At 72.4% G+C, this 19,713-nt stretch carries 17 protein-coding genes; 5 read left to right on the top strand and 12 right to left on the bottom strand.

What is annotated here, in order from left to right; translation table 11 throughout:
• Position 1: 1 nt before the first annotated feature.
• From OG242_RS29985 to OG242_RS29975, 3 genes are all read right to left on the bottom strand, one after another.
• Positions 2 to 985, bottom strand: coding sequence for an aldo/keto reductase (locus tag OG242_RS29985; protein WP_405901764.1), 984 nt, complete (start codon positions 983 to 985; stop codon positions 2 to 4).
• A gap of 131 nt (positions 986 to 1,116) precedes the next feature.
• Positions 1,117 to 2,496: a wax ester/triacylglycerol synthase family O-acyltransferase gene (locus OG242_RS29980; RefSeq protein ID WP_405901135.1), complete on the bottom strand. Its 1,380-nt coding sequence runs from the start codon at positions 2,494 to 2,496 to the stop codon at positions 1,117 to 1,119.
• 149 nt (positions 2,497 to 2,645) lie between these two features.
• Entirely contained in the window at positions 2,646 to 4,712 is a 2,067-nt protein-coding gene (locus OG242_RS29975; protein WP_405901134.1) for a SpoIIE family protein phosphatase, read from the bottom strand.
• A gap of 284 nt (positions 4,713 to 4,996) precedes the next feature.
• Between OG242_RS29975 and OG242_RS29970 the strand changes: the two genes are divergently transcribed.
• Positions 4,997 to 6,364 (top strand): FAD-dependent oxidoreductase, encoded by a 1,368-nt coding sequence (locus OG242_RS29970; RefSeq protein ID WP_405901133.1) that lies wholly within the window; start codon positions 4,997 to 4,999, stop codon positions 6,362 to 6,364.
• Between the two features lie 116 nt (positions 6,365 to 6,480).
• Here OG242_RS29970 and OG242_RS29965 read toward each other — a convergent pair whose 3' ends face one another.
• On the bottom strand, positions 6,481 to 7,080 hold the full coding sequence (locus OG242_RS29965; protein WP_405901132.1) for a hypothetical protein: 600 nt from the start codon (positions 7,078 to 7,080) through the stop codon (positions 6,481 to 6,483).
• 183 nt (positions 7,081 to 7,263) lie between these two features.
• On the opposite strand from OG242_RS29965, the gene OG242_RS29960 reads away from it, so the two are divergent.
• Positions 7,264 to 8,697 (top strand): carotenoid oxygenase family protein, encoded by a 1,434-nt coding sequence (locus tag OG242_RS29960; protein ID WP_405901131.1) that lies wholly within the window; start codon positions 7,264 to 7,266, stop codon positions 8,695 to 8,697.
• Here the strand turns inward: OG242_RS29960 and OG242_RS29955 are convergent.
• Positions 8,594 to 9,895: a DUF6777 domain-containing protein gene (locus OG242_RS29955; RefSeq protein ID WP_405901130.1), complete on the bottom strand. Its 1,302-nt coding sequence runs from the start codon at positions 9,893 to 9,895 to the stop codon at positions 8,594 to 8,596. The two genes, OG242_RS29960 and OG242_RS29955, sit on opposite strands and share 104 nt — an antisense overlap.
• 165 nt (positions 9,896 to 10,060) lie before the next feature.
• Between OG242_RS29955 and OG242_RS29950 the strand changes: the two genes are divergently transcribed.
• The 3 genes from OG242_RS29950 to OG242_RS29940 are packed head-to-tail and all read left to right on the top strand — an operon-like array spanning position 10,061 to position 12,882.
• Positions 10,061 to 10,912 carry a YndJ family protein gene (locus tag OG242_RS29950; protein ID WP_405901129.1) on the top strand — a complete coding sequence of 284 codons (852 nt, stop codon included), beginning with the start codon at positions 10,061 to 10,063 and terminating at the stop codon, positions 10,910 to 10,912.
• Positions 10,909 to 11,445 carry a DUF1990 family protein gene (locus tag OG242_RS29945; protein ID WP_405901128.1) on the top strand — a complete coding sequence of 179 codons (537 nt, stop codon included), beginning with the start codon at positions 10,909 to 10,911 and terminating at the stop codon, positions 11,443 to 11,445. The genes OG242_RS29950 and OG242_RS29945 overlap by 4 nt, the downstream gene beginning before the upstream one ends.
• A 33-nt stretch (positions 11,446 to 11,478) precedes the next feature.
• Positions 11,479 to 12,882, top strand: a complete 1,404-nt coding sequence (locus tag OG242_RS29940) for a lipase maturation factor family protein (RefSeq protein WP_405901127.1) — start codon at positions 11,479 to 11,481, stop codon at positions 12,880 to 12,882.
• 4 nt (positions 12,883 to 12,886) lie between these two features.
• On the opposite strand, the gene OG242_RS29935 is transcribed toward OG242_RS29940, so the two are convergent.
• From OG242_RS29935 to OG242_RS29905, 7 genes are read right to left on the bottom strand one after another with little or no spacing between them, the layout of a single operon-like run.
• Positions 12,887 to 14,236 carry an ammonium transporter gene (locus OG242_RS29935; protein WP_405901126.1) on the bottom strand — a complete coding sequence of 450 codons (1,350 nt, stop codon included), beginning with the start codon at positions 14,234 to 14,236 and terminating at the stop codon, positions 12,887 to 12,889.
• Between the two features lie 40 nt (positions 14,237 to 14,276).
• Entirely contained in the window at positions 14,277 to 15,236 is a 960-nt protein-coding gene (locus tag OG242_RS29930; RefSeq protein WP_405901125.1) for an urease accessory protein UreD, read from the bottom strand.
• Position 15,237: 1 nt separating this feature from the next.
• Complete coding sequence (gene ureG, locus OG242_RS29925; protein ID WP_405901124.1) at positions 15,238 to 15,858, bottom strand: urease accessory protein UreG; 621 nt, start codon at positions 15,856 to 15,858, stop codon at positions 15,238 to 15,240.
• A 31-nt stretch (positions 15,859 to 15,889) separates the two neighbouring features.
• The gene (locus OG242_RS29920; protein ID WP_405901123.1) at positions 15,890 to 16,633 is read right to left on the bottom strand and encodes an urease accessory protein UreF; all 744 of its coding nucleotides are present in this window, start codon (positions 16,631 to 16,633) and stop codon (positions 15,890 to 15,892) included.
• A 5-nt stretch (positions 16,634 to 16,638) separates the two neighbouring features.
• A complete protein-coding gene (gene ureC, locus OG242_RS29915) occupies positions 16,639 to 18,363 on the bottom strand; it encodes an urease subunit alpha (protein WP_405901122.1) in 1,725 nt (574 codons plus the stop codon).
• On the bottom strand, positions 18,363 to 18,848 hold the full coding sequence (locus OG242_RS29910; RefSeq protein ID WP_405901121.1) for an urease subunit beta: 486 nt from the start codon (positions 18,846 to 18,848) through the stop codon (positions 18,363 to 18,365). The genes ureC and OG242_RS29910 overlap by 1 nt, the downstream gene beginning before the upstream one ends.
• Positions 18,845 to 19,711 (bottom strand): sirohydrochlorin chelatase, encoded by an 867-nt coding sequence (locus OG242_RS29905; RefSeq protein WP_405901120.1) that lies wholly within the window; start codon positions 19,709 to 19,711, stop codon positions 18,845 to 18,847. The genes OG242_RS29910 and OG242_RS29905 overlap by 4 nt, the downstream gene beginning before the upstream one ends.
• Positions 19,712 to 19,713: the final 2 nt, after the last annotated feature.

Genomic DNA, 19,713 nt, shown 5'->3' with positions numbered 1-19,713 from the left:
GTCAGTGTCCGTTCCCGGGCAGCAGGCCATGGTCGCGCAGGTCGTCCCAGAGGGCGTCGGGGATCTCCCGGCCCAGCTGTGCGGCGGCGTCGCGCACCTCGTCCGGGGAACGCGTGCCGACGAGCACCCCGGCGACGGCCGGGTGGGTGAGCGGGTAGTGCAGGGCGGCGGCGCGCAGCGGTACGCCGTGGGCCTCGGTGACGCCCTTCAGGTGCAGGGCCCGGTCCAGCAGGTTGAGCGGGGCGGTGGCGTAGTCGTAGGTGGCGCCGGGGCGCGGATCGGCGAGGAGGCCCGAGTTGAAGACCCCGCCGACGACGACGCTCCGGCCGCGCGCGGCGGCGGCCGGCAGGAGGTCGGTGAGGGCCGCCTGGTCGAGGAGGGTGAACCGGCCGGCGCACAGGACGACGTCGACGTCCGTGTCGCATACGAAGCGGGTGAGCATCGCGGTCTGGTTCATGCCGGCGCCGATCGCCCCGACGACCCCTTCGGCGCGCAGCTTCTCCAGTTCCGGGTACGCCTCACCGAAGGCGGTTTCGGCATGGTCGTCGGGGTCGTGGAGGTAGGCGATGTCGATGCGGTCGAGGCCGAGGCGGTCGAGGCTGTCCTCGATGCTGCGGCGGACGCCGGCGGCGCTGAAGTCCCAGCGGCGGCGGTGTGTGGCGCGTACGGCGAAGCCTTCGGAGAGCCCGTCGGAGGCGGTGGTCTCCCCGGGGGGCAGCGGGTCGAGGACGCGGCCGACTTTGGTGGAGAGCGTGTAGGCGTCGCGCGGCCGGCGGCGCAGTGCCTCGCCGAGGCGGCGTTCGGAGAGGCCGAGTCCGTAGTGCGGCGCGGTGTCGAAGTAGCGGATGCCGACGTCCCAGGCCGCGTCGACGGCCGCGGCGGCCCGCTCCGGCTCCACCTCGCTGAAGAGGTTGCCGATGGCGGCCGCGCCGAAGGAGAGTGCGGTGATCTCCACCGTGCTGCCGCCGAGCCTGCTGCGCCGCATTCTGTCGCCGCCCTCCCCGATGATCGCTGCCACACAGCGAATATTCATCGGATGACTCGGACGCGTCAACACCCTTGCGGGCATTGATCACGGTAACCGGGCGTCGATCTGTCCGATCTATGCCATGGTCGTCAGTTCTCCCCCACCGCCGCCAGGAGCGCTTCCATTTCCTCGTCGGCGCACCGTGCCAGCCCTTCCAGATCGGGCAGCGCCTTGCCGTCGCCGACCAGGCCGATGTGCACGCGTGAGCCGTACGTGGTCAGCGCGACGGCCATGGACTGCCCCCGGGCCAGCGGCGCCATCGGGTAGAGGGCGCTCAGCGGACAGCCGGCCAGCGAGAGCCGCGAGCGCGGCAGGGGCACGCTGGTGACCAGGACGTCGAAGAGCATCCGGGCCGCGTTCCCGGCGAGCGGAGCGCCGAAACGGTGGGCCAGCGAGGGCAACTGGTCGGCCAGTACGGCGACCGCGCCCGCTCCCCGCAGCGGCCCCGCCGCCTTGTTGCGGTCCATCGCCTCGCGCACCGCGCGCAGCCGCTCACGGGGGTCGGGCTCAGAGACGGGGAGGCCCAGGAGATACGCGGACAGCCGGTTGCCGGTGGCCGCCGCCGCACCGCCCGGCCGGCGCCGGGAGACGGGGACCAGGGCGCGCGGATCGTCGCCCGGCGGGGTCTCACCGCGCTCCAGCATCCAGCGGCGCAGCGCTCCCGCCACGACGGCGAGCAGTACGTCGTTTCCCGTCCCGCCGGTCGCGCGGCGGACGCGCCGCACGGCGTCGAGGTCCAGGTCCGCCGTGGCCAGCCGCCGGGTCCCGCTGGAGACCGCCCTGAGCACCGGTGCGCCACGGAGGTCGAGGCGGCCGGCCCGTACGAGCGAGGCGCCGACGCCGAAGGCGCGGCCCAGGTCCTCGATCCGTTCTAGGGCGAGCCCGGCGACCTGGCGGGGGCCGGGCATCCAGGACCGGGGCGGTACCGGTCGCGGCCGGGCGGCCGGGCGGGGGCGGGCGGTCGCGGAGGCGATCTGGTCGAAGATCCCGGCCCCGATGGCGACCGCCCGCATCCCGTCGGCGAGGGCGTGGTGGAGCTTGACGAGCACGGCGAACGGGCCGCCGGCGGGGCCGTCTACGAGGTACATCTCCCAGGGCGGCAGGCCCCGCCGCAGCGGCCGCTCCATCAGCTCGCCGGCCAGCCGGGTCGCGGCCTCCATGAAGCCGGCGCCGCCGGGCGCGGTCTCCTCGGCGGGCAGCCGTACGCGCCGGACGTGATGGTGGACGTCGAAGTCCGGGTCGGTGGACCAGGCCGCGCCGCCGACGGGCAGCAGGACGTCGCGTACCCGCATGCGCAGCCGGGGGATGGCGGCGGCGCGGGCGCCGAGGAGTTCGAGGAGCGCGTCGGGGCCGGGGTCCGCGCCGGGCGGCGGTGCGAAGACGGCGAGCGCGCCGAGGTGCATGGGGTGGGCAGCGGACTCGAGGTGCCAGAAGGCGAGATCGAGGGGTGCCAGTAGCTCAGTGCCCAACGGGTCCTCATGTCGTCGAAGACGGGAGACCGACCAGGTCGAAGTCAATCTCCGACGGTCCATCACGGTCAAGTGCAACCACGTTACGTTCAGTTACATTCCAGTTGTGCTCAACCCCTCCTCCGTCCGGACGAAGGGCGGCCGCCGGGTCAGTCGCGTGGCGGAACGACGAACTCGCTCCAGACGCACTTGCCGGTCCCCCGCGATTCGACGCCCCAGGCGTCGGCCAGCTGGTCGACGAGCATCAGGCCCCGGCCGGAGACCCCCGCCTCGCCTGCGTCGCGGCGGCGCGGCAGCGCGCTCGACCGGTCCTCGACGTCGACCCGGAGCCGCCGGTCCGGTCCGGTGAGCACCCGGATGGTGACGATGGCGCCGCCGTCGGTGTGCATCAGGGCGTTGGTGACCAGTTCGTCGGCGGCCAGCTCGACCTCGTCGGCCCGGTCCTTGGCGCCCCATGCCCGGACCGCGGCGCGGATCATGTGGCGGGCCGAGCTGAGCGCCTCGGGGTCGTTCTGCGCGACGTGCTGCTGGAGCCGGCCGCCCGACCGGGGGGCCTGGGCGGCCTTGCGGCGCAGCAGCAGCATCGCCACGTCGTCCTCGCCGCCGCGCTCGTCGACCGACGCGCAGAGCCGGTCGGCGAGCTGTTCGAGGTCCTGCGGTCCGTTGGTGATCAGGGCGGTGAGCCGCTGCGTGCCCTCGTCGAGATCGGCGCCGGGGAGCTCCACCAGACCGTCGGTGAACAGCACCATGGTCTGCCCGGGGTCCAGCTCGACGGTGCCGACCGGATATTCGAGCCGGCCGAACTCGGCGGAGAGCCCGAGCGGCAGCCCGCCCTCGGAGGGCACCCTGTGGCAGCCGCCGTCGGAGTCGCGCACCAGCGGGTCGACATGGCCGGCGCGGACCAGCTGGACGACGCCGGTGGTCAGGTCGGCCTCGGCGTAGGTGCAGGTCGCGAAGCGGTCGGTGTCGAGTTCGTGCAGGAAGACGGAGGCCCTGGCCATCACCGTGGCGGGGCTGTGCCCCTCGGCCGCGTACGCCCGCAGCACGATCCGCAGCTGCCCCATGACGGCCGCCGCGTGGGTGTCGTGGCCCTGGACGTCCCCGATGACGGCACCGACCCGGCCGCCGGGGAGCGGGATGACGTCGTACCAGTCGCCGCCGATGTCCCGGCCCAGCCGGGCCGAGCGGTAGCGCACGGCGATCTGGGCGCCGGGCACGTCGGGGATCCGGCGCGGCAGCATGGCCTGCTGGAGCCCTTCGGCGAGGTCGTGCTCCTGTTCGTAGAGCATGGCGCGCTGGAGGCTCTGGGCGATGGAGCTGCCGAGGGCGAGCAGGAGGTTCCGCTCGTCGGCGGTGAAGCCGTCCTTGCCGCTGTAGAGGAGGCCGAGCGCGCCGATGGGGCGGGCCTGGGCGATCAGCGGGAGGTAGGCGGCGGAGGTGATCCCGAGGTGGCTGATGTGCGGCCACAGGACGGGGTAGGAGGTGGCGAAGTCCTCGGCCGACTCGATGAAGCGGGGGCCGAGCGTGCGGACGACCTCGCTCATCGGGTACTGCTCGTCCGTGCGCGTGTACCGCGTTCCCGGCACGAACGAGCCATCGGGCCCGTCGGCCACCAGGTGGATGCGGCCGGCCTCGATCAGCCCCATGACCAGGCTGGTCGCGCCGAGCAGGGCCAGGCCCTCGGAGTTCTTCAGGACCTCGATGACGTCCTTGACCGTACGGGCGTGGGCCAGCGCGGCCGTGGTCGCGTCCACGAGGCTGGTCCGGCGCCTCAACGCCTCGTCCAGTTCGCGGCGGGCGGCGGACTCGGCGAGCTCCGGGCCCGCGTCCCGGACGATGCCGATGATCCGGCGCGGCCGGCCGCTGTCGTCGCGGCGGACGAAGCCCTGGGTGTGCGCCCAGCGCAGAGTGCCGTCGCGCGACTGGAGGCGGAAGTACGCCCCGTAGTTGCTGCGGCCGCTCTTCAGCACCTCGGAGACCATGGCGTCCAGCCGGACCCCTTCGTCCGGCGGCACGCGCAGCCCGAGCGTCTGCGGCCGGTTGTCGTACTCGTCGGCCCTCAGGTCGAACACGTCGAGGGCGGGCCGGTCCATGTGCATGAGCCCGCTGTCGAGATCCCAGTCGAAGCTGCCCATTCGGTTCAGGGCGAGGCTGAGATCCGGGTGGGCGGGCCAGTCGTCCGGGAGTGACAGGGCACCCGCTACCCGATCATCCATGTGCGTCACTCTGCCACTATTTGTCCGAATCTTCGACTGAACCGTCCATTTGGTGAACGTGCGATGGGACACATTCACAGAAGGGTCCGAGGCGCCTGGTTCCAAGGGATTCCGGCACACAGGGGCAGGGCGGGGGCGGGACGGGGGCCGAATACCGGCCGGTAACGGCGCCCCGCCCCGAAAACGGGTCCGAGCAGGGGCTAACGTGTGCGGCGGGGGTCGACTAAGCCTTGCCTTACCAAGCGGCCCTGCTCCTGATCGTCCGTTCGAAGGAACAGCTCGCCATGACACGCCCCGTCCGCGTCGCCATCGTCGGAGCCGGTCCCGCCGGCATCTACGCGGCGGACGCGCTGCTCAAATCCGACGCGGCCGCCGACCCGGGCGTCTCCATCGACCTGTTCGAGCGGATGCCCGCCCCCTTCGGCCTCATCCGCTACGGCGTGGCGCCCGACCACCCGCGCATCAAGGGCATCGTGCAGGCGCTGCACCAGGTGCTGGACAAGCCGCAGCTGCGCCTCTTCGGCAACGTCGACTACCCGAACGACCTGGGCCTCGACGAGCTGCGCACGTTCTACGACGCGGTCATCTTCTCGACCGGCGCCGACGCGGACCGCGCTCTGGACATCCCGGGCAACGACCTGGACGGCTCGTACGGGGCCGCCGACTTCGTCTCCTGGTACGACGGCCATCCGGACGTCCCGCGCACCTGGCCCCTGGAGGCCGAGAAGGTCGCCGTGCTGGGCGTCGGCAACGTCGCGCTCGACGTGGCCCGCATCCTCGCGAAGACCGCCGACGAGCTGCTGCCGACGGAGATCCCCGCCAACGTCTACGACGGCCTGAAGGCGAACAAGGCGCTGGAGGTGCACGTCTTCGGCCGGCGCGGCCCGGCCCAGGCCAAGTTCAGCCCGATGGAGCTGCGGGAGCTGGACCACTCGCCGAACATCGAGGTCATCGTCAACCCCGAGGACATCGACTACGACGCGGGTTCGATCGAGACCCGGCGCGGGAACAAGCAGGCCAACATGGTCGCGTCCACGCTGGAGAACTGGGCGATCCGCGACGTCGGCGACCGGCCGCACAAGCTCTTCCTGCACTTCTTCGAGTCGCCCGTGGAGATCCTCGGCGAGGACGGCAAGGTCACCGGGCTGCGCACCGAGCGCACCGAGCTGGACGGCACGGGCAACGTGCGCGGCACCGGCGCCTTCCACGACTGGGACGTACAGAGCGTCTACCGGGCGGTGGGCTACTACTCGCAGGAGCTGCCGAAGCTGCCCTTCGACGTCGCGTCCGGCACGGTGCCGCACGCCGCGGGCCGGGTGCTCGCGGGCGACCGGCCGATGGAGTCGGTGTACGTCACCGGCTGGATCAAGCGGGGGCCGATCGGCCTGATCGGGCACACCAAGGGCGACGCCAACGAGACGGTCGCCTGCCTGCTGGAGGACCACGCCGCCGGCCGGCTGCCCGCCCCGGAGCGGCCCGAGCCGGAGGCCGTCACCGCCTTCCTCGAGGAGCGCGGCATCCGCTACACCACCCGTGAGGGCTGGTACCGCCTCGACGCACACGAGCGCGCCCTCGGTGCCGAACAGGACCGTGAGCGGATCAAGGTCGTGGAGCGCGAGGGAATGCTGGACGCCTCGGAGGCCGGCAACTGACACCACGGCGACGGCCCCGCACATCCCTTCCGGATGTGCGGGGCCGTCGCCGTGAGGGGGCGGCGTCCCTGGAGCGCGTTCACGTTGTCGCCGAGGGTCCGTGGGAACGGCGTGCTTCATGGCGAGGCGTGCTCGTTTCGGGCCCGCTCGCGCACCCGGTCCGGATAGCGCTCGGTGAAGCGCACGGCGAGCACCAGCAGGACGACCGGGATGATCCAGTTGAACCAGTCGCGGCCCGACGAGGTGTGCAGCGCGAGCAGACCCAGCAGGGCGGTGGCGGCGAAAACGGCACCCCACAGCAGCGTCAGCACCCGGTTGACGTGGCGGAACACCGGCGTCCCCCACACCTCACGGGGCGTCGACTCACGCGCGTACTGCTCGGTGAACGGGATGAACGCCAGCGAACCGAGCGCCACGACCGCGATCACGGCGCTGGACAGCACCTGGGCGTACTTCTCCACCCAGTCCAGGTCCTGGCGGTCCAGGAACAGCGCCAGCACGCTCAGCAGCGCGAAGAAGACGATGCCGGTGACCTCCAGGACCTTGAAGGAACCCCGGCGCATGTCCGGCAGATTGAGCACCACGGCGGACACCAGACCGGCCAGCGCGGCGTACTCCCAGGTACTGGGGGACGCGACGACGATGAAAATGATCCACGGAGCGAATGCGAAGAACAGGTTCCCGGTCCGCCGCTTCTTGGGAGGGGTTTCAGCCACCGGACACCTCCAGGGTGTGGCCCGGCACGGCGATGTGCCGCGTCTTCCATGGTGGGCCCCTGGAGCGCCCGCCGCATTCCGCGCCGGGGGACGCGTTGCGGCGGGCCGGGGCCGGGGATTCAATGAAGAGTCAGCTCGGCCCGCATCCGGGTGCGCCCCCACGCCCCGGCAAGGGAGGCCGCCATGGCCGCACATGCCGCACACGCCTTCGACCCGAGCCGCGTGGTCCATCTCTCCGGCCGCTTCGCCCCCGTCACCGAGGAGGTCGACGAGGCCGAACTGAGCGTGACGGGCTCGTTGCCCGACGAGTTGGACGGGGTGTTCCTGCGCAACGGTCCCAATCCCCGCTTCACGCCGATCGGTTCGTACCTCTACCCGATCGACGGTGACGGCATGCTGCACGGAGTGTGGATCTCCGGCGGCCGCGCCCGCTACCGCAACCGGTTCGTCCGGACACCAGCCCTGGTCGCCGAGGAGCGGGCCGGGCGGGCGCTGTGGGGCGGGATCGAGTCGATGATCCTTCCGCAGGTGCCGGACGTCGAGCCGGAGCTGGCCGGCACCTTCCGCGACATGCCCGACATCAACGTGGTGCGCCACGCGGGACGGCTGCTGGCGCTCGCCGAGTCCGACTCCCCGTTCCTCATGACGCCCGACCTGCGGACCGTCGGCAAGGAGACGTTCGACGGTGCGCTGCCGGCCGGGATCACCGCGCACCCCAAGACCGACCCGGTCACCGGCGAGATGCTCGTCTTCTGCTACGGCCTGGAGCCGCCGTACCTCACCTGGTCCGCCATCGGTCCCCTGGGCGACGTGGTCCGCGGCCCCACGACCGTGGACGGGGTCGACGAGCCCATGATGATCCACGACATGGCGATCACCCCGCGCTTCCTGGTGCTCGTGCTGGCGCCGGTGTTCTTCGACATCGGGGCCGCCGTGAGCGGCGGTTCCATGATCGACTGGCGGCCTGAACGCGGCACCCGCGTGGCCCTGATCCCGCGCGACGGAAGCCCGGTGCGCTGGGCCGCCGACGACGCGTTCTGGCTGTGGCACACGGTCAACGCGTACGACACCGAGCCCAGCGGCGGGGACGTGGTGCTGGACTACGTGCAGTGGACCCGGCTGTCCCTGGGCGCGCCCGCCGAGGGCGCCGGGCCCAACCACGCGGGCCTGGTGCGCGCGGTCATCGACCCCCAGGCCGGCACGATGCGCCGCACGGTGCTGGACGACGTCCGGATGGAACTCCCCCGCACCGACGACCGGCTGATCGGCCGGCGCCACCGACAGCTCGCCGTGGCCTCGGACTCGGGCAACCCGGACCTGCTGCCGGGCGAGTTCGACGAACTGCGCTGGTACGACGGCAACGACCCCACCGGTACGCATGTCGCGTGGCGGGCGGGGAACCTCTCGGTCGGCGAACCGGTCTTCGCCCCCGTACCCGGCACCGGTCCGGGCGAGGGCGGCTACTGGATGACGTACGCCACCGACCGCACCGACGCGAGCAGCTGGCTGCTCGTCATCCCGTCCGAGGACCCCACGTCCGGCCCCGTCGCCCGCGTGCGCATTCCGGTACGGGTCCCGCTGGGTCTGCACGGGAACTGGCTGCCGACCGAGGAGTGAGCCCGCGGGCCCGGCACGATCCGAACGCGCGGCCCTCGGACACGGCCCAGCCTCCCGGGGGCAGCTGGATCGACGTCGGCGGCGCGTCGGTCATCGGCGGCTCGTCCGGCTCCGACGGACCCCCCGAAGGCTCGTCCGTGGGGTCACCGGTCGGCGCGGGGCAGTGCGTTTCGCCCGGCGTCCGGGCGGGAAGGCCGCCGGCCACCGCCGGTTCACCGGGCGGTTTCGGCGCGGCCTGCGTAGGGCAGTCCTCCGGCGGCCGGGTGCGGGACGGCGTCGGCTCCGACGGGCCGTCCGGGCTCGGGGTCTCGGGCTTCTTCGTGCTCGGCGCCGGTACGTCGGGGAGCGGGCCGGTGATGTCGGTGCCGGGGTCGTAGGGAGGCGGCACCTCGGGTTCACGGTCGCCGGTGCCCTCGTCGCCGACGGGCCGCGCGAGCCAGCTGTGATGGACCACGTCGACGATCACCAGCTCCGCCACGGGCTGTGCGGCAGGCTCGACGACGACGGTCCGCGCCGGGTCGAACCCCGCCCACCGCTCCCCCGCCCCCGCAGCCGCGTCCGCCTCCCCGGACGGCGGGTCCAGGGGGTTCCCGCAGACGCAGCGGATACGGGGCAGCCCCCGGCCGTCGACCATGACCGCGGTGCCGGCCTGGAGGACGGACTGGTACGTGGTGACCTCACCGGCCCGGAAGCCGTGCCCCGTGACCAGTGTGTCGGCGCGCAGCTGGACGGGCGTCAGGCCGCGCACGAAGCCGGCGAGCCGGTCGCGCGGGACCGACACGGTGCGCGCGAAGGCCTCTTCCTTAGCCGGGTCGACGGCGAGCATCCGGATCAGGGCCTCGACGTCGCAGGATGGGACGGCACGCGTTCCGGCGTAGAGACCGGGCGTCGATCCGGTGCGCGCAAGCCCTTTTCCCTTGCCGGGCGCGGACGGTGAGCGGGGCGCTCCGGACCGCGTGCCCTGCGGCCGCACGACGGGGCCGCCCGCGGCGGAAGCCGTGAAGGGGGCGGTGCCGGGGTCGGCGGCGGGCTGGAGGAGCACGTCCCCCGCACCGGCCGTCCCGGTGGCGGGGCCGCTGCCCCCGGAGGTGTCCCGGGCGCAGCCCGCGGCGAGGAGGAAGCCGGCGGAGAGCAGGGCGAGCGCGGTGCGTCGCGGTCGTATGCGTGAGTGCACGAGGAAGGTCTCCTGCCTGGTCACCGGTCTCCCGGTCGCTCCTCCCATGTCTGCCGCACTTCCCCCGCCGCCGCAAGCCAACCGCCTCCCGAGAGGCGTACACCCCTGCCGCCTTGAACGCGTTCAAGTAACCCCGTAGAGTCTGCGTCGACGGCGATTTGAACACGTTCAACTCGGGGGTGGTGAGTCATGTCGGTCCTTGTCGGGCTGATCGTGATGCTGGGGATGCTGGTGATCGTGCCGGCCGGGCTGCGGCTCGCCGACGCACCGGAACTGGCCCGGATCGGACGGTTCTGGCCGGTCTTCGCCGTCCCCGGCGCGGTCTCGCTCTGGCTGCCACGCGGTACGGCCGCCACGGTCCTGGCGCTCTGCTACGGAATCGGGGCCGCGCTTCTCGCGCTGCACGCCGTGCCCCGCGCCGTCCGCCGCGACGGCCCCCTGCGTTCCCCGGCGACGGCGCCGGCCGAGATCGCCCTGCTCACCGCGCTGGTGACGCCGGCCGTCGCCGCCACCGCGCTGGTCGCCGAACGCGCCGGACACCCGCTGTTCGGCTTCGGCCTCGGCATCCTGGCGCTGACCGTGCCGCATTTCCACTTCGCCGGGTTCGCCGCCGCCCTGGTCGCGGGCCTGGTGAGCCGGGTGGCCGACGGCCCGGCGGGCCGGTTCGCGGCGCTCAGCGTGCCCCTGGGCACCCTGTTCGTGCTGGCCGGCTACTTCATCGGCGACTGGGCCGAACTCGCCGGTGCGGTGGTCCTGACGGCCGGGATGTGGACCGTGGCGCTGCTGACCTGGCGCACGGTCCGGCCCGCCCACCGCGACCGCGCCACCCGGCTGCTGCTCGCCGTCTCGGCCGCCGTGCTCGCGGTGACCATGGTCCTCGCCCTGACCTGGGCGCTGGGCGAGGCGACGGGATTGCCGCACCCCGGCCTCCTCTGGATGGCCGCCACCCACGGCGTGGGCAACGCGCTGGGGTTCGCGCTCTGCTCGGTCCTCGCCTGGCAGCGCCTGCACCTCCACGACGACGAAGGAAGCATCCGATGAGCAGCCTCAACTACGCGGAGGTGGGAGTCACCCGCCTCGGTCCGCTCCCCGACGGCTACAACCACCTGCACCACCGCACCGGAGTCGGGCGCGGCCGCGCCGACTTCGAGGCGGCCGGTGCGGCGATCACCGAGTTCCGGATGCACCGCGGGTCGGGGGCGCACGTTGAGGCGTCCACGCCACGCGCCGACGCGGGGACGGCCGTTCGGGTGGCGGTGCAGGCCGGTCCGCTGCGGCTCGCCGTCCCCTGCCGGGTGATCTGGGCCGAGTACGGTCCGGCGCGGATCGGCTTCGGGTACGGGACGGAGACCGGCCACCCGGAGCGCGGCGAGGAATGCTTCACGGCCGAACTCGCCGAGGACGGCACGGTCTCCTTCACGGTGATGGCGTTCAGCCGGCCCGCCCGCTGGTACTCGCGGCTCGGCGGCCCGCTGGTGCCACCGCTCCAGCGGTGGTACGCCCGCCGGCTCGGCCGCACCCTGCGCCGCATCGTCACGGAGGAGCGCGAGCGGCGCGCGGCGGCCGGCCGATGAGCCCGGGGGCGGCGCCGGGCCATACTGGTAGCGATGGAGTGGTTCACCGCTGACGGGTACTGGCTCGGCCGGCTGGTCTTCCAGAAGGCCCTCGCCGTCATCTACCTGACCGCCTTCCTCGCCGCGGCGCTGCAGTTCCGGGCGCTGGTCGGTGAGCGCGGCATGCTGCCCGCCACCGACGCCCTGCGGCACACGTCCTGGCGCACCGCCCCGGGGCTCTTCCGTCTCCACTGCTCCGACCGCTTCTTCGCCCTGGTCGCGTGGACCGGCTGCGCCGTCTCCGTCGCGCTGATCGCGGGCGCGGACAACCATGTGCCGCTGGGGGCCGCCATGGCGCTCTGGGCGGTGCCGTGGGTGCTGTATCTGTCGATCGTGCAGGTGGGCGGCGTCTGGTACGGCTTCGGCTGGGAATCGCTGCTGCTGGAGACGGGTTTCCTCGCCGTCTTCCTGGGGAACGCGGGCACCGCGCCACCGGTGCTCGTGCTGTGGCTGCTGCGGTGGGTGCTGTTCCGGCTGGAGTTCGGCGCCGGGCTCATCAAGTGGCGCGGCGACGCCTGCTGGCGGGACCTGACCTGCCTGGACTTCCACCACGAGACGCAGCCGATGCCGGGGCCGCTGAGCTGGTTCTTCCACCGTCTGCCCCGGCCCGTGCACCGGGTCGAGGTGGCGGCCAACCATGTGACCCAGCTGCTGGTCCCGGTGCTGCTCTTCACCCCGCAGCCGGTGGCGACCTTCGCGGCGGGCCTGATGATCGTCACCCAGTTGTGGCTGGTGCTCTCGGGCAACTTCGCCTGGCTGAACTGGCTGACCATCACGCTCGCCCTGCCGGTCATCGACTGGTCGCCGGTGACCGAGCCGCCCGCCCAGCGGGGCGCGCCCGTCTGGTACGCGGTGCTGGTCATCGCGGTCACCGCGCTGGTCCTGGCCCTGAGCTACCGCCCGGCCCGCAATCTGGTCTCCCGCCGGCAGGTCATGAACCGGTCGTTCGACCCGCTGCACCTGGTCAACACGTACGGCGCCTTCGGCAGCATCAGCCGGGTCCGGCTGGAGGTGGTGGTGGAGGGCACCGAGGACGCGGTCGTCCACCCGGGCACGGTGTGGAAGGAGTACGGCTTCCGGGGCAAGCCGGGAGATCCGCGCCGGCTGCCGCGCCAGTTCGCCCCCTACCATCTGCGGCTGGACTGGATGATGTGGTTCGCGGCGCTCTCCCCCGCGTACGCCAGGTCCTGGTTCGGCCCGTTCGTGGAGCGGCTGCTGGAGAACGACCGGGACACGCTGCGGCTGCTGCGGCACAACCCGTTCCCGGAGGCCCCGCCGGCCCAGGTGCGGGCCCGGGTCTTCCGCTACCGCTTCACCACCTGGAGCGAACTGCGGGCCACCGGCTGCTGGTGGCACCGCACCTTCGTACGCGACTTCCTGCGCCCGACCAGGGCGTAGGCGGCTACTTCTCGCTCTCGCGGGCCCGCAGGAGGCGGCTGATCTGCTTGACCAGTTCGTCGTCGCTCGCCACCCGCCGCCCGGAGACCAGCGCGCCGAGCCGCTCGGCGGTCTGGAAGTCGTACGCGCGCTCGGCCTCCTCGCCGGGCACGAGGGCGTACTCCTCCTTCGCCCGGAAGCCGACGGTCAGGTCGACGGCCTTGGCGATGATCCAGGTGAGGATGAACGAGAACGCGATCACGGACACGATCGCCACCATCTGCTTGCCGAGCAGGCCCCAGCCGCCCCCGTAGAACAGGCCCTCCTTGCCGCTGACGCGGGCCGTGGCGAAGAGGCCGACCATGACCAGGCCGATCAGGCCGCCGACCCCGTGCACCCCGACGACGTCCAGCGTGTCGTCCACGCCGAAGCGGAACTTGAGGGTGATCGCGTACGCGCTCACCGCACCGACGACGAGCCCGGTGATCACCGCGCCCAGCGTGTTGATCTCGCCGCACGCCGGAGTGATGGCGACCATGCCCGCGACGGCGGACGACACCACGCCCATGGTGGTCACGCGGCCGGTGCGCCACTTCTCGACCAGCGGCCAGGTCACCATGGCACCCGCCGCGCCGAGCTGGGTGTTGATGAAGGCCGCCGCGGCCGTGCCCTGGTCGGTGAGCGCGGAACCGGAGTTGAAGCCGAACCAGCCGAACCACAGCAGACCCACGCCGATGACCACCAGCGGGATGTTGTTGGGGCGCTCCTCGCGGCGGGCGAAGTCGCGCGGTGCGCGCAGCACCAGCGCGACGGCGAGCCCCGCCACCCCCGAGTTGAGCTCCACCGGAAGCCCGCCGGCGAAGTCGAGGGCACCGAGGTGCTTCACGATCCAGCCCTGTTTGTCGAACACCCAGTGCGCGATGGGGATGTAGACGATCAGCAGCCACAGCACGACGAAGACCAGCCAGCCCCGCATCGTGGCGCGGTCGGCGATCGATCCACTGATCAGGGCCACGGTGATGACGGCGAAGCCCATCTGGAAGGTGCTGTAGATGTACGTGGGGATGGCGCCGGTCAGCGTGTTCAGCTCGACGCCCTTCATGAACACGTGATCCAGGTTGCCGATGAGCCCGGCGCCGCCCACGTCGGGCCCGAACGCCAGGGTGTAGCCGATGACCCACCAGACGAGGGTCCCGAAGGCCAGCGCGGCGAAGCTCATCTTGATCATCATGAGCACGTGCCGGGTGCGCACCATGCCGCCGTAGAAGAACGCGAGGCCGGGCGTCATCAGCAGGACCATGGCGGTGGCGGCGAGCAGCCAGGCGGTGTCCCCGGAGTCGTACGCGGCCGGCATGGGCGCGGGAGCTGTCATCATCGGCGATACCTCGTGCAGAGAAGGGGCGAAGCGGGAAGCACTACGGCTTGCGCAGGTCGGGCGGCGGGTGGCCGGTGAGCAGCCGGCGTACGGCGTGCCAGGCGGCCCGGTGTGCGGCGGCCACCCCGACCGGGCTGTCGTCGAGAAGCCGCACCCACGCGCCGCAGTCCCGGGGCAGCACGCTCACCCCGTACAGGACGCCGAGCCCGGCGAGTGCCTCGTGCAGGGTGTCGGCGAGCGCGGTGGCGGGAACGCGGTCGGTCACCACGAAGAGCGAGGCGACGTGGTCGTGGCCGGCGAAGACCCCGGGCCCGAGGACTCCGGTGCCCGGCTGCCGGGGCGTCAGGCGCAGGGTGTCGATGGCGAGGAGGGTGCCGTCGGGCCTGCGGATGCGCAGGTCGGTCGCGAGCGTCCGGTAGGTGTGGCGTTCGCCGCGGGCGAGCCGGCCCGCGGTGAGGGTGTCGCCGACCAGGACCGTGGCGCCGGGCGCGACGGTGACCTCGGTGCTCTGGTAGAAGCGCGCGTCCTGGAACGGGATCAGCGGGTCGGGGAGGTATTCGACGTAGCTGCCGGCGTCGGCCGTCAGGTGCACGCGCTGGCTCGCGTAGTCGTGCTCCATCCGGAAGATCTTGGTGGCGGCCTGGGTCGTCAGGTGGACCTGGGTGTCCGGGCCGCAGCGGAAGTCCATCCGGTAGCGGTCGGCCTGGGCGATGCCGCCGCCGGTGGCCATCAGATACACGTAACTCATGCCGGGCTGCGCGGGGTCGATCCACAGCGGCCGCATGATCTGCAGCGGTGTCTTCTGGTAGCGCCCGACGAGTTCGGTGCGCCCGCCCCGTACGGCGAAGGCGAGGTCGAGGATGCCGACCTTGGCCGGGGAGCCGGGCGCCAGCGTGTCCGGGACGGAGGCCAGGGCCGCCACGTCCGGGGGGACGCGGACGGCGGTGTAGTACTCCTCGGCGAGCCGGCCGGCCTTCGGCCGCTGCGGGGCTAGCGGCATGTCAGATCAGCACCTTGCGGCGGGATTCGAGGTAGCCGGCGATCTCGTCGACGCCCACACCGGTCAGGCAGTCGGTGAGGACGACGGGTCCGTCTCCCCTGACCCGGTGGGCGTCGGACTCCATGACGCCGATGTCCGTGCGCACGTACTGCGCGATGTCGATCTTGTTGATGACGAGGAGGTCGGAGTCGGTGATGCCGGGGCCGCGCTTGCGGGGCATCTTCTCGCCCTCCGCCGTGTCGAGCACGAAGAGGAAGAGGTCCACGAGCGCGGGGCTGAACGTCAGCGTGAGGTTGTCGCCGCCGGACTCGTACAGGAGCGTGTCGGTGTCCGGGAAGCGCTCCAGCATCTCCGCGCCGGCCGCGAGGTTCATCGTCGGGTCGTCGCGTACGGCGGTGTGCGGGCAGGCGCCGGTCTCGACGCCGACGACGCGCTCGGGTTCGAGGACTCCGGCCAGCGTGCGGCGCACGTGCTGGGCGTCCTCCTGGGTGTAGATGTCGTTGGTGATGACGGCGGGGCGGTGGCCGCGTGCGATCAGGACCGGGACCAGCGCCTCGATGAGCGCGGTCTTGCCGGAACCGACGGGTCCGCCGATGCCGACCCGGAGTACGTTGTCGTCCATGGTGTGCTCCTAGAGGTGTCGTGGTGGGTGCTCAGCTGGCGAAAAGGCGGGCTTCGGCGCGCTCGTGACGGCCCGACATGACGTCCGAGGCGAAGACGGTGGCGCCGACGTCGTCGAGTTCCCTGCGCAGCGCCGCGTCGACGGCGGCCTCGATGACGGGCGCGGCGCCCCTGAGCAGGGTCTGCGCCGTACGGTGGTCGGTGAGCCTCAGCCGCAGGGCGGCGCCCGCGAAGCTCACGCAGAACGCGAACAGGTCGGCGGCGACCGCCTGCCGGACCGGGACACCGGTCGCCGCGTAGACGACGCCGGCGGCCACGGCCTGGGTGCCGGGGGCCTCACGGCGCACGACCCGCTCGTAGTAGTCGCCGATCTCCGGGCACCCGAAGACCTCGTGGCCCAGGTCCAGGAGCTGCCGGCCCGTCCGGGTGGCGGCCTGGCGCATCTCCCGGCCGAGCTTCGTGGCGAACAGGTGCTCGTCGATCCGGACCACGGTCTCCGGGTCGCCCGCCGCGGTCGCCCGGTGGGCCAGGGCGAGCGCGGTGGCGTCGGCGGGCCCGACGCCGTGCAGCAGCAGGTCAGCCAGCAGCGGCGGCAGGCTCTGCGCGTCCACGGCGCCCGCCTGGGCGAAGCCCTCCAGGCTGTGCGAGAGGGTGTAGAAGCCGCTGGGGAACGCCGAGTCGGTCAGCTGGAGGCTGACCAGCAGCGGTCCGAGGCCCGCGGCCGTGGTCCCCGCCGGGCCGGGGTCGCCCGCGATGTCGCCCTCCTTGCGGTACATCGGCCCTAGACCAGGAAGTAGAGGTGGTTCAGGGGCAGCTTCTCGGCCGGGTCGATGGTGGCGACCTTGCCGTTGAGCGTGACCTTGAACGTCTCCGGGTCGACCTGGATGTCCGGCAGGACGTCGTTGCGGACCATGTTGTGCTTGCCGATGGTGCGGGTGCGGCGCACGGGCAGGACCTTGCGGTCCAGGCCGAGCCGCTCCGGCACGCCGGCGGCGATGCCCGCCTGCGACATGAACGTGGCGTGCGTGGCCTGGAGCGCCTTGCCGTACTGCCCGAACATCGGCCGGTAGGTGACCGGCTGCGGGGTCGGCAGCGAGGCGTTGGGGTCGCCCATCTGCGCCCAGGAGACGAGGCCGCCCTTGATGACCATCTTCGGCTTGGCGGCGAAGGAGTGGATGGGCCAGAGCACGATGTCGGCGAGCTTGCCCTTCTCGATCGAGCCCACGTAGTCGGAGATGCCGGTGGCGATGGCGGGGTTGATGGTGAGCTTGGCGAGGTAGCGCAGCACCCGCTGGTTGTCGTTGCGTTCCGAGTCGCCCTCCAGCACGCCGAGCTTGTCCTTGCAGTGGTGCGCGGTCTGGAAGGCCCGGGTGACGGACTCGCCGATCCGGCCCATGGCCTGGGAGTCGGAGGAGAACATGCTGATCACGCCGAGGTCGTGCAGGACCGACTCGGCGGCGATCGTCTCGGCCCGGACCCGGCTGTCGGCGAAGGAGACGTCCTCGGGGATGTCCCGGCTGAGGTGGTGGCAGACCATCACCATGTCGAGGAGCTCGTCCACGGAGTTCTTGGTGTACGGCAGCGTCGGGTTGGTCGACGACGGCAGGACGTTGGGCTCGCCGGTGACGCGCAGGATGTCGGGGGCGTGGCCGCCGCCCGCGCCCTCGCTGTGGAAGGTGTGGATGGCGCGGCCGTCGATGGCGGAGCGGGTGTCCTCGAAGAACCCGCCCTCGTTCAGGCTGTCGGTGTGGATGGCCACCTGGACGTCGTGCTCGTCAGCGACGTTCAGCGCGTTGTCGATCACGGCCGGTGTGGAACCCCAGTCCTCGTGGACCTTGAGCGCGCAGGCACCGGCGACGACCTGCTCCTCCAGGGCGCCCGGGAGGCTGCCGTTGCCCTTGCCCATGATGCCGAGGTTGACCGGCAGGGTCTCCGCCGCCTGGAGGAGCAGGCCGATGTTGTACGGGCCGGGGGTGCAGGTGGTGCCGTTGGAGCCGTCCGTGGGACCGGTGCCGCCGCCGATGAGGGTGGTGATGCCGTTGGTCAGAGCCTGTTCGGCCTGCTGCGGGGCGATCAGGTGGACGTGGCTGTCGATGGCGCCCGCGGTCGCGATCAGGTGTTCGCCGGCGATGGCCTCGGTGCCGGGTCCGATGACCAGGTCCGGGTCCACGTTGTTCTGGGTCTGCGGGTTGCCGGACTTGCCGATGCCGACGATGAAGCCGTCCTTGATGCCGATGTCGCACTTGACGACGCCCACCATCGGGTCGATGAGGACCACGTTGGTGATGACGGTGTCGAGCGCGCCCTGGGCGGCGGTGGCCTGCGGGTCGGAGGCCATGCCGTCGCGCATGGTCTTGCCGCCGCCGTAGACGACCTCGTCGCCGTACAGGCCCTCGCTGTAGTCCTTCTCGACCTCGACGACGAGGTTGGTGTCGGCGAGGTGGAAGCGGTCACCGACCGTCGGACCGAACATGTCGGTGTACTGCTTGCGGGGCAGGATGGGCATCAGCGCGAACCCTTCTTCTTGTCCTTGGCGGCCTTCGAACCCTTGGGACCCTTGGCCCCGTCCTTGCCGGCGCCCTCGGACTCCACCTTGGGGCCGGATCCGGCGGGCGTGTTCCGCGCACCCTGGAAGCCGCGTTCGATGGCCTTGCGGACGGCTTCGACGCGTGCGGGGTGGGAGGCGAGGCTGCCGTTGAGCAGCCCGCTGAAGCCGGTGAGCCGGCCGGTTCCGGCATACGCGCAGAGCTCGACCTCGCGCGTCCCGCCGGGCTCGAACCGTACGGAGGTGCCGGCGGCGATGTTGAGGTGCGTGCCGAGCGTCGCCTCGCGGTCGAAGGAGAGCGCCGAGTTCACCTCGAAGAAGTGGTAGTGCGACCCGACCTGCACGGCCCGGTCGCCTGTGTTGCTCACGGTGACCTTGACCGTGCGCCGGCCCGCGTTGAGTTCGATGGGGTCGTCCCCGTACAGGTACTGCTGACGGAACGTCATGCGATGCTCCTGATGCCTCGGTCCGCCCCAGCGGCGGACGGGTGGTGGTGGTGCCGGTGCCCGGTCCCGGGGCCGTGCTCGTGGGGGTGTCCGTGCGCATGGCCGTGGTCGTGGCTATGGCCGTGGCCCTCGCCCGGCGGGTGGGTGTGGGCGTGGCCGTGGTGGTCGGCGGCGGCGAGTCCGGCCGAGATGCCGTCGTCACCGTGTTCGCTCCAGCGCCGGTGCGCGTCGGCCACCCGCTCGTCCAGGACCCGGCGCAGCGCGGGGTCCGGCACGAGGGGGCCCGCGTCCGCCACCGGGACCGTTGCCGCGCCACCCGGGTCCACGGCCGTGAACGAGGCGGGCAGCAGCGTCACGCGCTCCGCGCCGAGCAGCGCGCAGCGCCGGGCGCCTTCGGCCGGGCCCGGGTCGCCGCCGTCGAACGCGACCTCGACCAGCGTGTGGCGCCCGTAGCGGCGTACGAGCGCGGCGACGCGGTGGAGCTCGGCGTCCTCGAACGGGTCGCCGGAGGGGGCGGCGACGAGGAGCGCGGAGTCGGCGGGAACCCGGCCGGCGGCGGCGCGCAGCCAGGCGACGAGGTGCTGGGCGGTGCCGAACGGCTCGGTGAGGAGCACGGCTCCCGGCCCGGCGTCGGGGACGGCGCGCAGGGTGCGGGCGGTGTCCGCGACGAGCCCGGGTTCACGGCCGAGGGTCATCGGGACGACGACGGCTCGCTTGCCCCGGCGCAGGTGCGCGGCGACGGTCCGGAAGAGGGCGCGCCCGTTGGGGACGATGCCCACGTCCGGGCCGAGTCGCCCCTCCAGCGCCCGTCCGTACGCGGCTTCGTGGCCGCAGACGGCGATGACGGCCACGTTCCCGGCCATGG

Origin of the sequence: Streptomyces sp. NBC_00727 (assembly GCF_045161745.1) — a bacterium.
Taxonomy (GTDB): Bacteria; Actinomycetota; Actinomycetes; order Streptomycetales; family Streptomycetaceae; genus Streptomyces.
Note: the sequence above shows the minus strand (reverse complement) of the source record. Positions and strands in the feature narration are given on the sequence as shown.